Below are 13,502 nucleotides of genomic sequence, written 5' to 3'. Positions count from 1 at the left end.
ACATGACACCCGGCAAGAACGAGAAGGAAGCGGGTGCCGCCACCTCGCGGTCGATGGTGGTGTCGGCGCTGATCTCCGCGACCAGCTCGGAGGCGACCAGGACGGGTTCGAGGGTGTCCCAGGTCCCCAGCCGACACTGAACTGGAGATCGGTCCGCAGGTGCGCAGCTGCGGGCGGCCCGGCGCTCGATCCTAGGTGAGCAGCCCGGTCCCGGAAGCGATGCCAACGGGCGCGGCCCCACAGTCCGCGGTCGGTGCTGATGGCCGCGGCCATCAGAAGATGCGGAATGTCACCGCGGCATCTCCCTGCGTGCTGTCGAGGAGATGGAGCTCGGTCCCGACCTCACGGAATCGGGGCGAGGTGCCATGGTGCATCAGGGAGCGTGGAGCGCGCGGCTGCGGCCAGCCGGAACGCGTACACCTGGCGTGCTCCGGACATGGGGCCGAGATAGTCGTGGCCGACCATGTGGCACCAGGCCGGCAGGTCGAGGGGCGCGGCCGGATCCGTCGCGATCACGTGCACCACGGTGCCCGGTGGCGCTCCCTCGATCTGCTTGCGGAGGCGCAGCAGGAGCGTGACGCACAGCAACCCGGTGCCGTCGACGGTGATGTCCGCTGCGGGTATCGGGTCGGGGCTCACCGGGGCAGAGGTCTGGGTGACGCGCCACAGTCGGCGGGGCAGGTCGCCTTCCTCGAACGCGTGGACTTCGTCGAGCGTCCAGCCGTCGGCAAGGAAGTCGACGAGGCGACGGGGAAAGAAGTGCACGGCGAAGCCGCCGTGTTCGTAGATGTCGTCGCCGTGGGCGGTGCCGGCGCCGTAGTGGGCGTCGCCGGTGTGCCGGGCGGTGTGGACGAGTACCCCGCCGGGCCGCAGCACGCGGCGGACCTCGCCCACGAGGGTGTGGATCGCCTCGGTGGACAGGGCCATGCACAGCAGCATGTGTGCGAAGACTGCGTCCACGGAGGCGTCTGCCAGGGGCAGCGGCTCTCGTACGTCGTGGACCGCGATGGATACCCGCTCGGCGACATCCTGGGATCGGGCGGCCTGACGAAGCTGTTCCAGGCCGACGGGGCTGAAGTCGGTGGCCTGGACGGTGAAGCCCTCTCGGGCGAAGTAGAGAGCGTCGCGGCCGTGCCCGGCGCCCAACTCCAGCACGTCCTTGGCTCCGGCCGCGCGGAAGACCTGGGCGGCGTGGACGGCGAGGGCGGAGGGCTCCTCGCCGTACAGGCCCGGGTGGGCGGTGTAGGTGTTCTGCCAGTGCTGCAGCTGTGTCTCCGCAGGCTCCTTGGCGTCGTCGCGCATGTCTGTTCGCTCCACTTGCCGGATTCGACCGTCAGCCTAGAGGGCGTTGGACAGGGCTTGGCGCAGCTGGTCGGTCGCTGGTACGCCGGTCAGACCGTCCGGGGTCGCGTATACCCGACAGGTCAGTCCCGCGGCCCGGCCGGGCTCGGCAAAGGGGTCGCGTCCGTCGATCAGGAACGTGGGCGATCCGGCGAAATGCGCTGCTTCGGCCTCGGCCTGGTCGGCTACTGTGTGTGTCTGGAACGTCACGTCATGCAGGCCCAGCCCGTCAAGCGTCTGGCGGAGCCGGTCGGCTGCGAGCCGGGTGTTCGGGCAGTCGGGTACGACCAGCAGTTCGATCTTCATGGCTTGAGCATTACTCATGTCGGGTCTCCGAGCACCTCGCCGCTCACGAGTGTCCTCACAGCGCACTCCCCCTTGTCCGAAGCAGCAACTGGCCCCGGCTTCCCCGCGGGCCCGAATCTGGGGCAATCATCTCGGCTCCCACTGACAACGCCGGCACGTCCCCAACTTGCTCGCCTCAAGCTGTGGCCCGACCGGTCGGCGTGCCGCGGGTGGCTGCGGTGGCGGGGATCTGGAGCTGAGTACAGAACGCGGTCCAGGTCTTCCAGTCGGCCCGGTAGGCCAGGGTGGTGTTGTCGGGCCACTGTTCCTGGGCGTGGGCGTCACTTGCTGTGTCGAGCGCGGCGAGGCGAGCACGTAGGCCGCCGCCGTATTCGGCGGACAGTAGCGGGCGGATGGGAGCGCCGGTCGGCAGTCGGCCGTCGAGGGTGTGCTCGGTCACACTGCAGCCTCGGGCAGAGCCGTAGCCCAGTTCGTGAGGACAGCGAAGTCATCCGGCAGGAGACCGAGACGCGGATTGATCCAATGCAGAAGCGTGGGCGCGCCATGGTGAGCTGCGAGCCATTCCCGGTCCTCGGGGCCGAGTTCATCGTCTACCCAGGCGAACGGGCGGCCGGCGGCGTACTGCGCCAGTGCTTGAGTCTTCCAGTGCAGGCGTGCGTTGGTTTCCGGTGTCGCGGGCCAGTCCACGAACGGCAGTGTGGGTAGCCCAAGATGCGGACCGATCCACTCGTTCGCCTCTGCCCTCCATGTGGTTGCCCATACCAACTCGTGAGGCAGCGCGAGGAGCTGTGCGCCATGGTCGTGGTTCAGCCACACCCTCAGGGGCTTTGTCCACGGGTTCTCCCAGCCGGTCGGCCGCATGCGATGCGTGCTGTACCCCTCAGGCCGCTTGTGCGATGCAGCGTCGTACGGGTTCAGCGGGCCGTCTACATCCAGGAAGAGCAGTGGGCGCGAGTCTCCGTTGTTCGGCATGTTCTCTCCCCTCGACATGACTCTTGACATGTCTGCTCATCGTGGACCAGATCGCGCGTCCCGGACTGATCTACCGTCAAACTCCTACGTGTGTACGGGCTTGGGCGTCTGAAGACGAGCCCCGGACCGACCACTGCGGCCTCCTCGTTAGAAGTGCGTCTAAGACCGACCGGCAATTGGGGGGTGGGTGAAGGAGCGGGGCCGGGGTGCGTGCATCGCAAGGCGGAGGATTGAGCCATGGCGCATGGGGCCTCCCCTGCTCGAGCGAAGCCGAGAGCTCGGGGAACATGGTGATTGACGACAACGCCACGAGGTGCGTGCCCCAGCCCCGTGACGCCCCCCCAATTGCCGGTCGGTCTAAAGGACTCCTAACACAATGAGCTATCGGGAATGGCTGTCTGTCAGAGAGACGCGGGGGTGGGGTGCGTGACGGCTCGCGGCCGACCCGACCTGCGACGGTTACTGCGCAGGAGAACTACACGCATGCTGTTCGGTGCCGTTCTCTGATCCCGTTGAGCAGTTCGGGACGGGGACCGGGGAGGTGGGCGGGTGCCAGCTGAGAATCCAGCCGGCGGTCAGCGTCGCCGCGCCGCCTGCCAGGGCGATTGCGCCGCCTGTTCCGATGCCTGCGGCCACCGAGCCGAAGCAGACCGGCCCGACGCCCTGCAGCGTCATGTTGCCGGAGCCGAGCAGACCGAAGGCCTGGCCCTGGCCATCCTGCGGCAGGGCGTCCAGGAACGGCCGTTGCAGGCCGAGACCGTAGGCGAATCCGAAGCCGCAGAGCAGCAGCAGACAGGACGAGACGCCCACTCCGGGCTCGGCGGCGAAGCCGACCAGCGGCAGTCCCATCAGCGCAATCAGCGGGACCACCAGTCGCTCCCGGGTGGGTGGCCGTAGCAGTCGGCCCACCAGCAGGTCGCCGACAAGCATGCCGACCGGCAGACAGCCCATCAGCACCGCGTACCAGCCGGGCGCGAAGTGGCGTCCTCCCGCGTAGGCGACGATCAGACCTTCCGCGCCCGCTACGAACGCGGGCGGTAGCCACTGGGCCAGCATCAGTCGTCGTACCGTGTGTCCGCGCAGCAGCAGGCCGGCACCGTGCAGGCTTGCCCGGACGGCCCCGCCATCGCCCCGAGCGCTGCCGGGTGTGCTGCCGAACGCTCCCGGCTGCAGCCGGGGTAGCCGGAGGCGGATAGCGAGCGCGCAGCCGAGGTAAAGGGCGGCGCTTACCGCGAGTGCCCGGTGTGGGCCGAGTACCGCGACGGCCGCACCTCCCAGCGCCAGACCGAGCAATTGCGCGCCGGAGGAGGCGATGTTGTTCAGTGAACGGCCCAGTACATAGGCGTCGCCCTCCAGCGACTGCGCGACCAGCCGACTCGACGCGCCGTGAAACACCGGTGTGGCGAGGGCGACCAGCGCCACGACACCGAGGCTTGCCGCGACCGGCATCCGCACCAGGGCGAGCAGCAGGGCGGCGGCGCACGTCAAGGCGTAGCCGCCGGTGATGAGCGCGCGGGGCGGCAGTCGGTCGGCCAGTGAGCCCAGCAGCAGCGAGCCGAACAGCTGCGGGATGAAGCCGATGCCGAAGGCCAGTGCGCTCAGCAGCGCGGAGCCGGTGGCCGAGAAGACCAGCACCGAGAACGTGGTGATCCGCAGCGCGTCCGCAGTGATCGCGACGGTGCGGGTTGAGAAGAGCAGCCGGAATCGTGGCTCGGCCAGCACCTCCCGGTAGGTGGCACGGTGGTTGCCCTGCGCGGGTTCGGCGGTTGGGGTCATGACGCGCAGCCTCGCCGTGCGCCCACGCCACTCACCAATGATTCGTCGCTGGACGAATCGGAACAGACGTCCTTCGGTAGCATGGCGCGGTGCTCCGCTTCGAAGTCTCCGTCGAGGACCTGCTGCGCAGCCGCTTCGCACTGTCGCCCGCGATGGACCTGTGCTTCCTGCTACGCTCGCTCGCCGGCCAAGACAGGCCGCTGCCGCGAGCCTGGGCCACCCGGCTCCTGCCGGCCTTCGAACGGCTTCGCCGCGAGAGCGAACTGAACGCCGCCCTCGCCCTGCACACCCCGCAATCCGGACCGAACTTCGTCGCCCCGCCCCCGCGCGGCCTCAACCAGACCTGGGCAGACGACCTCGCCATTATCCGGGCCACACCGCTGGAAGCGGCCCGCCACGAAATCGCCACCAACGCGACCGGCCCGTCCGCCCGTGATCCCCGCGTACGCGCAGTGCTGGACTCGACGGACGCCGTCTCCAGGATCGCCGAGGCGATGGACCAGGCGTGGCACGAGCTGCTCGCCACGGACTGGCCGCAACTGCGCGCGATCTGTGAGCGCGACGTCGTGCACCGGGTGGGTGTGATCGGCGAACACGGCTGGGTCACGACCATCGAGAGCCTGCACCCGAGCATCGCCTGGCAAGCCGGCAGTATCGAGATCGGCCACTTCCCCCAAGTCGGAACAGTCCGCCTCGCCGGCGACGGGCTCCTGCTGATCCCTTCGGTCTTCGTCGCGAATATCGCCGCCCACCTGGAAGACCCCTGGCCCAGGACCTTGATCTATCGTGCCCGCGGCACCGCCGCCCTGTGGGGCGAACAGGAGAGCGTCCCCCGACCGGACGCGCTGACCGCTCTGGTCGGCCGGTCCCGAGCCCGGCTGCTGGTGGCGCTGGACGCCCCGGCCAGTACCAGCCACCTCGCCCGAAGCCTCGCCATGGCACCCGGCGCGGTGGGAGACCACCTCGCCATCCTGCGAGGCGCGGGGCTGCTCGTCCGCGCCCGGTCCGGACGGTCGGTGCTCTACCGGCGCACCCCGCTCGGCGAGGCGCTGGTCAGCGGTTCGGGCTGAGGGCTCAGATCAGCACTATTTTTTGAGGCGCCGCCAGCAGATGATTCCGCAGCCGAGGGTGACGAAGGCCTGGTGGATGTCGGCGCGGATTTCCCAGCGGATACGCAGCCGGCGGAACCAGCGCAGAAGTGCGAAGGCCGCTTCGACGACCCACCTTTGGCGGGGGTGTATGTCTCGGACCGGGTGCGGCGGGCCGCCGAGGAGTACGCGGCGCGCACCCTGCGGCTGGCCCTGCACCGCCGCAGTGTCGTGACCGCGGTCCTGGCCACGTGGCCCGCCGATTCGCGGCGGCGCACCGAGGCGGAATGGGCGGCGTTGCGGACGGTGCTGCCTGCTGGGGTCAGTGGTGCGGAGATCCGCAACCGCACCCGGCTCCTTGGCTTCGGCACCGTCGTCGACACGAACGACCTGTCCAAGGCGGTGTTCACCAACAGGCTCCAGCAGCTCGAGACCCGCAGGGGCGCCGAAGCCGAGTGCGCGCCCGGATACGCGGACAAGACCCGGCTGTGCACGATCAGCCGGGTGCCCAACGCCATGGCGTGCGTCGGGGACTCCGGCGGACCGCAGATCCAGCGGGGCAGGGGCGGGCGGTGGGAACTCATCGGAACCACGTCGGGCCCCGGCGCCCCGAGCCTGAACTGCGCGAGCGGGCCGGGTCTCTACAGCAGCGTGCCCGCCTATGCGGGCTGGAACCGGAAGACCATCGGCACGAACGGCTGCCATCGCGCCGCAGGGCCCACGGACACCAGGGCAGTGCAGGAACTCCAGGCTACTCAGAACCTACTGACGGCATCGCGTATCACGATGTCGTGCGTTGGGGGTCGGGTAGGAACGGACCAGGAACTGCAATTCGGTGTCACAAGAGTTGACACTCCCTGGAGTGACGACGAACTCGGCCCGCATCCGCTCGGAGCGGCGCGCGACCTTCAGGGGGCGTGGTCATATCCGGCCGAGAACTCCCGCCAAGGGCTGCGCGGCGCGGTGGCACGCGGGTGCTGTGATGCCGCGCAGGTGCCCGGGTCGCCGGAGCAGGTGATCGACCGGATGATGCCGTCGTGAGTGTTCCGGGCGGTTGGAACCGCCCGGAACACTCACGACACGAGAGCAGCAGCGGCCTTACCTGGCGAGTTCGGCCGGTTCGTCGAGCCGCGTCAGCTTCCGCGGGTTTCGCACCACATAGATCCGGGTGACCCGCCCGTTCTCCACCACGAGGCTCACCGCAGCCGGCTCGCCGTCGATCTCGATCCGGCCCGCGGGCGCGCCGTTGAGCCACACGGCCGTCGCATCGAACCCGGCCACCACCCGGTTCGCGCGCGCGAGCAACTTCGCCACTGGTTCGACCCCGTGGATCGGGGCCGGAGCGGCGGCCACAACCCCGCCACCGTCGGCGATCATGACCACGTCCGGCGCCATGACCTCCATCAGCTCCTGCAACTGCCCGGTTCGCAAAGCGAGCAGGAACCGCTCCACCACGGCCTGCTGCTCCGACCGGCTCACCTGCACCCGCGGCCGCCGTGCCGCCACGTGCTCGCGTGCCCGCCGCGCGATCTGCCGCACCGCGGCCGCGGACTTCCCGATGGCCTCGGCGACCTCGCCGTACGGCATATCGAAGACCTCGCGGAGCACGAACACCGCCCGCTCGGTCGGCCCGAGCGTTTCCAGGACGGTCAGCATCGCGATCGAGACGCTCTCCGCGAGTTCGACGTCCTCGGCAACATCAGGGCTGGTCAGCAGCGGTTCCGGCAGCCACTCGCCAACGTATTCCTCGCGGCTGCGCGAGAGCGTGCGCAGGCGGTTGAGCGCCTGCCGCGTGACGGTTCGGACGAGGTAGGCCCGCGGGTCACGCACCTGCGCACGGTCGACGTCGGCCCACCGCAGCCAGGACTCCTGCAGCACGTCCTCCGCATCGACCGCCGACCCGAGCATCTCGTAGGCGACCGTGAACAGCAGGCTGCGATGGGTGACGAACGGGTCCTGGGTCATGTCGTCGACGCCACGCCGGAGTTCTGCGGACGCGCGGCCAGCGGAATCTCGCAGGCCTCGGAGTAGCCCTGCGACGTGATCCCGTGCGCCGTATTGCACCTGGTCGCCATGTTGGCGAAGCCGATGAACACGGTGAGTTCGACCAGCGCCGCGGGGCCGAGCCGGTCGAGCAGACGCTTCGACAGCTCGTCGGTGACGGTCGGTGGCGTGTTCGTCATGGCCTCGGCGTAGTCGAGCACGTCGCGCTCCAGCGGCGTGAACACCTCCGACTGCCGCCAGCGCGGCACCTGGCTCGCCTTGGCCGGGTCCAGGTTCTGGTTCAGCGCGTGGAAGTAGTTGATGTCGAGGCACCAACTGCAGCCGACCTGTGCCGCGACGGCCATGTGCGCGAACGTCTTGAGGCTCGCGTCGGCCGTGTCCCACGCGCCCACCTTGGCCGCGAACTCCTGGTTGGTCTCGGCGAGCTCGGGGTTGTTCCACAGCACCTCGACGGGCTCGGGCACGGCCCCGAGCTGCTTGATCATGCTTTCGCGGAGCTCGGCGGTGAGCTCGGCCTTCGGGACGCGTAGCGTCATGGTGTTCTCCTTGTACGTGTGCCTGTTTGGCCGTTCGGCATGAAGACACCGCCGGACCCGCGCATGTGACAACCGTCGACACCGCGCATGGATCGTCAGCGCAGGGGCCGCCGACAGCGCCTTCGCCGCGATCGAACTGCTCATGCCGGGACGTGCTGCGGCTCTCACCGGTGCATGGGCGTCGGGGGCCGTACTCTTCGCCGCACTCGCCTGCGCTGGATTCATCCGCTCCGGTATCGGCAGCCACCTCGCACAGTCGGCTGCCCGGCTTGCGGGCAGTGGCGAGCGTGCAGTCATGGTGAGCCTCGGCACCAGCGCGAGCTTCTGCTCGGCGCCACCGCAGCGTCCACGGCAGCGGGCTCCATAGTCCTCGCCGCCAGCTCCTCCGTGCCCGCCGACGTCAGAGCCCGGCCTGGCGGAGCACCCGGAGCACTCGGTCCGATGCGGGGTCGCGAGCGTCGCGGACGAACCGCCGGGGTTGCCGGCCCGGTCGGCGGACGCTCCGGATCCCTCCGTGAGGTCGTTTCTCGCGATGAACGACCATCTGCCGCCAGAGCTGCTGACCCGCCTGGCCGCAGACCCGGAGCCCAGTGCACAGTCGTCGATCAGCCAGCACTGGCGCGATGCCCCGGACTGAAGCGAAAGAAGGCGAGTGGCGCAACATACCCGCGCCCGCTTCCCTTCAGCCCTTCATCGATGGGCTTCCGGTCCGCAACGCGAGTGGCGGCCTGCCGTACCCCGATCTACCGCGCAAGTCGTGGGATCGGGCCATCAGGCGGCTCGGGCTGCCTGAATACAACCCGCACGACTTGCGACACAGATGGACCACCGTGACCTCGACGAGCGGCGTGTCCATCCACGAGGTGTCTCGCCGGCTCGGGCATCGCTCGATCAAGGTCACGGTGAACAAGTACAGCCACCTCACCCAGGACGGCCGGGAACGCTGCCGTCAGGTGGTCGAGGCGGCCGTGGCGCCGCACATGCTCACAGCAGGCCGAGTGACTTCAGAACCCGGCGCTGACTCGGTGCCGGGTGAGCGGGCCAGTAGATGTAGCAGACACCGCCCGTACCGCTTCTGACCTTGCCGTTCGCGTCATAGCGCTTGGTGCGGAGCCAGATCGTCTCCCACTCCTGGCGCTTGTAGACCCGCCGCACGGCCTCGTTGCTCGGCGAGGCCGGGTCGTTCGCGATCACGTCGCCGTCCGAGGTGAACCCCATCACGGTCATCAGGTGGCCGGAGGTCCCGTACCCGGCGCCGGTCAACTCCTCCTTGAGGAACGACTGCGACGTCATGACCGGGATACCCGCCCGGATCAGCTTCTCCAGGTCCGTCAGCGAGCCGAGCCGGGTCACCGCCGCGCTCATGTCGTCGTACGTCGCGGCGTACGCGGCGTTGAACGGCCAGTTGCCGCAGCCCTCGTACTGGTAGTCGTATGTGAACCGGGCGGCATGGCAGACCTGCGGGTCGGCCAGGCCCGGCTTGACCCAGGCAAGCTCCTCGGCGGTGGGCCTGCGCCCCCAGTACTCGATGATCATCTGCGAGGAGGTGGGGCTGCACCAGGCCTCGCCGCCGTTGTCGTACTCCGGGTACTGGCCCGCGTGCACATTCTGCGAGTAGCGCGGCACCGGCAGTTCCCGGGCGAGGCCGGGGGTGCTGGCGGGCACGGTGAAGCGGTCCGGGACGTCGGAAGCCATCGCGCCGAGCCGCCAGACGGTGGGCGTGAGGCGGCTGCCCGAGGGGCGGTGGAGCGTGAGCCGCAGCCGATAGGAGACCAGCCGCAGCCCGCTCGCCGCGTCGTCCACCGAGAAGGTATCGGTCCAGATGGAGCTCTTGCCGTCGGTCTGGTCGTCGACGGACGTCCGGCGGATGTCGGCGTCGCCCGCGGCCCAGCGGCCCATCACGTACCAGGGTGTCGACGTGGCGTCCGAGTAGCGGCCCTGCAGCTCGATCTGGATCCAGGTGCCCGCCGGGGTGTCGGCGTTCCAGGAGGCGATCACCTCGGTCGCCGGGACGGCGGACCGGTGGACCGGCGAGGTCCAGGTCGCGTACTCCCAGTCGGCGGTCCGACCGGTGTGCGGATCGGTGTAGTCGGTGACCCCCACGGCGTGGCCGATCACCAGACCGGGCCGCCCCCCCGCGACGGCGCGTGTCCCGGCGCCGCAACCACTGCGCCAGTCGGTGTACGTGTGCCAGGAATGGTTCTCGACGAGAGAAGCGGTTGCCGAGGGGGCGGAGAGCGGGGCGGCGGGAACTGCGGCGGTTGCGGAGCCGGCGGACGACACCGTGCCGGCGGCGGCCGCTGCCGCGAGCGCGGCGGTCAGCATGGTTCTGCGCGAGGTCGGTCTGTTCATGGGCGAGACCCCCGGTCGTAAGCGGAATGGGGCTGCAAGTGCACGACAGTGGGCCAACTATCGCGGGTAGTGGCCGGGTTCGGCCAGCGATTCGACTTGCGCCAATAAACCAATATTGGTCTGGTCCACTGGCGTGACCTGCGATTGCTTCGGATCGACTCGTAGGCTGGGGCGCATGAACGACCTCACGCTCCTCGCCGCGCGGCTGCGCACCCTGGCGCCGTCCTGCGGACCGGTGCGGCTGATCGCCGTCGACGGCCATGCGGGATCGGGGAAGAGCACCTTCGCATCCCGCCTCGCGGCCGTGCTCGACGACGCCCCCGTACTGCATCTGGACGACCTGGCCACCCATGAGTCCTTCTTCACCTGGGTGGACCGGCTGCGGGAGCAGGTGATCGGGCCCCTGTCGCGCGGTGAGTGCGCGCGCTATGCGCCGTACGACTGGACCGCGCGGACGTTCGCGGCGCCGCGCAGCCTGGAGCCCGCACCGGTCGTCCTGATCGAGGGGGTCGGGGCGGGCCGCCGGGCGCTGCGGCCCCATCTGGCGCGGCTGTTGTGGATGGATCTCGCTGCCGACGAGTCCTGGGAGCGGGGCCGCCGTCGGGACGGACCGGCTCTTTCGGCCTTCTGGGACGGGTGGACGGCGGCCGAGGCGGAACACTTCTCGGCCGATCCCTCGCGCTCCCACGCCGATGCTCTGGTACGGCAGTTGCATGTGGGGTACGAGTGGCTGGAGGGGCCTGACGCGGCAGCAGGAGTGAACCATTCCGTCACAGAACGTGATCACATTGCGCTGCCGTACTGAGTGGTGAGAAATCGGCCTGGAAGTACCTCAACTCTGCTTGACCCGAGGGCGGTACAGGTCTTACGTTCTCAATGTGCGGCTTTTCGGAGCCCTCGCGGACACGAAGCCCCCGGTTGTTCCCCCGTGATCGGGGGCTTCGTTCTGCCCTCGCACCCTCTTTCCCACGCCGGTTCGGCGGATTCTGCTTACCCTCGGTCACGGTCTCCCTTCCGCCTGCGGCGCTCTTAGTCGCACACTCCCTGCGCAGGTACGATGCCTCTCGGTGCGGTCAATTCCCGTCCGTGGCACAGTGATTCAGCGCGCCTCGGCGGGCAGGTCGTGCGGCGGGACATCCTGGGGGCACGGTTTGTGGGGGACCAGATGGACATCGGCACGCAGGGCGCACAGGCCCCGGCCGACCTCGCCTGGCTGCGCGGCGTGGACGCCTACACCATGGGCGCCTACCCGCAGGCCGAAGAGGAGTTCAGGGCTGCGGTACGGATCGATCCCGGCATGGCGGACGGCTGGCTCGGCCTTCATGCGCTGAGGGCCGACACCACGACGGCGCTCCTGAGCATGTACCGCCATCGCGAACGCTTCGGCGAACAGCGCACCCGCCATCGGCGCACGCTCAACTCCTGGTACTGGCTGGGCTGGTGGGTTCAACCGGTGCTGGAGAGCCCGCGCGATCTGCTCCTCGCGCACGCCTCGCACTGGCTGGATGGGCGCCATGTCCCCGAGCTGGACCGTGCGCTGGCCGGTCTGCCGCCGGTGGACGCGGACCCACAGGTGCGCTTCCTGCACGCCTGCCGCTCCTATCTGGTCAAGGACTGGGAGCAGCTCGTACGCAACACCGAGCAGCTGATCGACGATCCGATGCTCGGTATCGAGGCGGGGCTGTTCGGCGGGATGGCGCGGGTGCGGCTGGAGATGTACGGGCAGGCCGAGCCGCTGCTCTCCGCCGCACTGATGCGCTGCCGCAGCGAACAGCCGCAGCGCAAGGAACTGCGCTACTGGCTGGCCCGCGCACACGAGGGCACCGGCCGCAGCGCGGCCGCCCTGCCGCTCTACCGGGCGGTGTACCGGATCGACCCGGCGTTCATGGACACCTCGGCGCGGCTCGCCGCGATCGCGGACTACGACGGCCTCGAAGGCACCGACGAGGCCGCCGGTCTCACCGCCGTGTCGCTGACCGGGTTCGGCACGGACGCCGTGGCGGAGGCGCAGCCGGACGGGGATTCGCTGCTCGGCACCGATCTGGTGGACGGCCGGGAGCTGCGGCCGGGCGGCGAGACCCCGGGACTCGTGGGCATCGGGGTGCCGCCGTCCGACGGGGCACGGCGGAAGACCGCGGTGCCCGGCCAGCCGACAGCCCCCTTCCCGGCCGGGCCCAGCGATCCGGTGCTGCTTGCCGAGGCGCTGGCGGAGCTGGAGCGGATGGTCGGCCTGGAGCCCGTCAAACGCCAGGTCAAGGCGTTGTCCGCGCAGCTGAACATGGCCCGGCTGCGGGCCGGCCAGGGGCTTCCCGTGCAGCCGCCGAAACGCCATTTCGTCTTCTCGGGCCCATCCGGCACCGGCAAGACCACGGTGGCCCGCATCCTCGGCCGGGTCTTCTACGCTCTCGGTCTGCTCGGCGGCGACCATCTCGTCGAGGCCCAACGGGCGGATCTGGTGGGCGAGTTCCTCGGCCAGACCGCCGTCAAGGCCAATGAGCTGATCGACTCGGCGCTCGGCGGGGTGCTCTTCGTCGACGAGGCGTACAGCCTCTCCAACACCGGCTACAGCAAGGGTGACGCGTACGGCGACGAGGCCCTCCAGGTCCTCCTCAAGCGCGCGGAGGACAACCGGGACCATCTCGTCGTCATCCTCGCGGGCTATCCGGAAGGCATGGACCGGCTGCTGGCCACCAATCCGGGGCTCTCCTCACGCTTCACCACCCGGGTGGACTTCCCGAGCTACCGGCCGCTGGAGCTCACCTCCATCGGTGAGGTGCTGGCCACGGAGAACGGTGACGCGTGGGACGAGGAGTCCCTGGAGGAGCTGCGCTCCATCAGCGGCCATGTCGTCGACCAGGGCTGGATCGACGAGCTGGGCAACGGGCGGTTCCTGCGCACCCTGTACGAGAAGAGCTGCGCCTACCGCGATCTGCGGCTCTCCGGCTATGCGGCCGTGCCGAGCCGGGACGATCTGGCCACGCTGCGGCTGCCTGATCTGATGCAGGCGTACGGCGAGGTGCTGTCCGGCCGGGGGCCGGTGGGCCGGGGGCCGCAGGAGCCGCCGCCGTTGTGAGGGCCGGCTGCCGGAGTCACCCGGTGGCCGTTGTCCTCGATCGCCGGACGGACT

14 protein-coding genes and 1 pseudogene are annotated in these 13,502 nt (G+C 69.6%); 7 read left to right on the top strand and 8 right to left on the bottom strand.

What is annotated here, in order from left to right:
* The first annotated feature begins 2 nt into the window (after window positions 1-2).
* Window positions 3-140, top strand: a complete 138-nt coding sequence (locus OG953_RS35425; RefSeq protein WP_405689303.1) for a hypothetical protein — start codon at window positions 3-5, stop codon at window positions 138-140.
* Window positions 141-342: 202 nt separating this feature from the next.
* Here the strand turns inward: OG953_RS35425 and OG953_RS35420 are convergent, their stop codons facing one another.
* From OG953_RS35420 to OG953_RS35400, 5 genes are all read right to left on the bottom strand, one after another.
* Window positions 343-1,317, bottom strand: coding sequence for a methyltransferase domain-containing protein (locus OG953_RS35420; protein WP_405689302.1), 975 nt, complete (start codon window positions 1,315-1,317; stop codon window positions 343-345).
* A gap of 21 nt (window positions 1,318-1,338) precedes the next feature.
* Window positions 1,339-1,665 (bottom strand): hypothetical protein, encoded by a 327-nt coding sequence (locus OG953_RS35415; RefSeq protein ID WP_405689301.1) that lies wholly within the window; start codon window positions 1,663-1,665, stop codon window positions 1,339-1,341.
* Window positions 1,666-1,822: 157 nt separating this feature from the next.
* Window positions 1,823-2,086: a hypothetical protein gene (locus OG953_RS35410; RefSeq protein WP_405689300.1), complete on the bottom strand. Its 264-nt coding sequence runs from the start codon at window positions 2,084-2,086 to the stop codon at window positions 1,823-1,825.
* Window positions 2,083-2,619: an HAD domain-containing protein gene (locus OG953_RS35405; RefSeq protein ID WP_405689299.1), complete on the bottom strand. Its 537-nt coding sequence runs from the start codon at window positions 2,617-2,619 to the stop codon at window positions 2,083-2,085. Before OG953_RS35405 ends, OG953_RS35410 begins: the two co-directional genes overlap by 4 nt.
* Window positions 2,620-3,078: 459 nt before the next feature.
* Window positions 3,079-4,395, bottom strand: coding sequence for an MFS transporter (locus OG953_RS35400; protein ID WP_405689298.1), 1,317 nt, complete (start codon window positions 4,393-4,395; stop codon window positions 3,079-3,081).
* Between the two features lie 89 nt (window positions 4,396-4,484).
* On the opposite strand from OG953_RS35400, the gene OG953_RS35395 reads away from it, so the two are divergent.
* Together OG953_RS35395 and OG953_RS35390 are read left to right on the top strand one after the other, a co-directional pair.
* Window positions 4,485-5,465, top strand: coding sequence for an ArsR/SmtB family transcription factor (locus OG953_RS35395; RefSeq protein ID WP_405689297.1), 981 nt, complete (start codon window positions 4,485-4,487; stop codon window positions 5,463-5,465).
* A 366-nt stretch (window positions 5,466-5,831) separates the two neighbouring features.
* A pseudogene (locus OG953_RS35390) lies at window positions 5,832-6,179 on the top strand (trypsin-like serine protease); the annotation flags it as partial.
* A 402-nt stretch (window positions 6,180-6,581) separates the two neighbouring features.
* Here OG953_RS35390 and OG953_RS35385 read toward each other — a convergent pair.
* On the bottom strand, window positions 6,582-7,448 hold the full coding sequence (locus OG953_RS35385; RefSeq protein ID WP_405689296.1) for an RNA polymerase sigma-70 factor: 867 nt from the start codon (window positions 7,446-7,448) through the stop codon (window positions 6,582-6,584).
* Window positions 7,445-8,023 (bottom strand): carboxymuconolactone decarboxylase family protein, encoded by a 579-nt coding sequence (locus OG953_RS35380; protein ID WP_405689295.1) that lies wholly within the window; start codon window positions 8,021-8,023, stop codon window positions 7,445-7,447. Before OG953_RS35380 ends, OG953_RS35385 begins: the two co-directional genes overlap by 4 nt.
* 514 nt (window positions 8,024-8,537) lie before the next feature.
* Between OG953_RS35380 and OG953_RS35375 the strand changes: the two genes are divergently transcribed.
* Window positions 8,538-8,660, top strand: coding sequence for a hypothetical protein (locus tag OG953_RS35375; protein WP_405692486.1), 123 nt, complete (start codon window positions 8,538-8,540; stop codon window positions 8,658-8,660).
* Window positions 8,647-9,102, top strand: a complete 456-nt coding sequence (locus OG953_RS35370) for a tyrosine-type recombinase/integrase (RefSeq protein WP_405692254.1) — start codon at window positions 8,647-8,649, stop codon at window positions 9,100-9,102. Before OG953_RS35375 ends, OG953_RS35370 begins: the two co-directional genes overlap by 14 nt.
* Here the strand turns inward: OG953_RS35370 and OG953_RS35365 are convergent.
* Window positions 9,008-10,375 (bottom strand): peptidase C39 family protein, encoded by a 1,368-nt coding sequence (locus tag OG953_RS35365; protein ID WP_405689294.1) that lies wholly within the window; start codon window positions 10,373-10,375, stop codon window positions 9,008-9,010. The genes OG953_RS35370 and OG953_RS35365 overlap by 95 nt on opposite strands.
* A gap of 175 nt (window positions 10,376-10,550) precedes the next feature.
* Between OG953_RS35365 and OG953_RS35360 the strand changes: the two genes are divergently transcribed.
* On the top strand, window positions 10,551-11,180 hold the full coding sequence (locus tag OG953_RS35360; protein ID WP_405689293.1) for a uridine kinase: 630 nt from the start codon (window positions 10,551-10,553) through the stop codon (window positions 11,178-11,180).
* A 360-nt stretch (window positions 11,181-11,540) separates the two neighbouring features.
* Complete coding sequence (locus OG953_RS35355) at window positions 11,541-13,448, top strand: AAA family ATPase (protein WP_405689292.1); 1,908 nt, start codon at window positions 11,541-11,543, stop codon at window positions 13,446-13,448.
* Window positions 13,449-13,502 lie beyond the last annotated feature (54 nt).

Source organism: Streptomyces sp. NBC_00057 (genome assembly GCF_045041165.1).
Lineage (GTDB): Bacteria > Actinomycetota > Actinomycetes > Streptomycetales > Streptomycetaceae > Streptomyces.
Note: the sequence above shows the minus strand (reverse complement) of the source record. Positions and strands in the feature narration are given on the sequence as shown.

Coding starts and splice junctions, on each gene's coding strand:
- OG953_RS35425 (WP_405689303.1), top strand. CDS start 3: ATGACACCCGGCAAGAACGAGAAGGAAGCGGGTGCCGCCACCTCGCGG.
- OG953_RS35415 (WP_405689301.1), bottom strand. CDS start 1,665: ATGAGTAATGCTCAAGCCATGAAGATCGAACTGCTGGTCGTACCCGAC.
- OG953_RS35405 (WP_405689299.1), bottom strand. CDS start 2,619: ATGCCGAACAACGGAGACTCGCGCCCACTGCTCTTCCTGGATGTAGAC.
- OG953_RS35400 (WP_405689298.1), bottom strand. CDS start 4,395: ATGACCCCAACCGCCGAACCCGCGCAGGGCAACCACCGTGCCACCTAC.
- OG953_RS35385 (WP_405689296.1), bottom strand. CDS start 7,448: ATGACCCAGGACCCGTTCGTCACCCATCGCAGCCTGCTGTTCACGGTC.
- OG953_RS35380 (WP_405689295.1), bottom strand. CDS start 8,023: ATGACGCTACGCGTCCCGAAGGCCGAGCTCACCGCCGAGCTCCGCGAA.
- OG953_RS35370 (WP_405692254.1), top strand. CDS start 8,647: ATGCCCCGGACTGAAGCGAAAGAAGGCGAGTGGCGCAACATACCCGCG.
- OG953_RS35365 (WP_405689294.1), bottom strand. CDS start 10,375: ATGAACAGACCGACCTCGCGCAGAACCATGCTGACCGCCGCGCTCGCG.
- OG953_RS35360 (WP_405689293.1), top strand. CDS start 10,551: ATGAACGACCTCACGCTCCTCGCCGCGCGGCTGCGCACCCTGGCGCCG.
- OG953_RS35355 (WP_405689292.1), top strand. CDS start 11,541: ATGGACATCGGCACGCAGGGCGCACAGGCCCCGGCCGACCTCGCCTGG.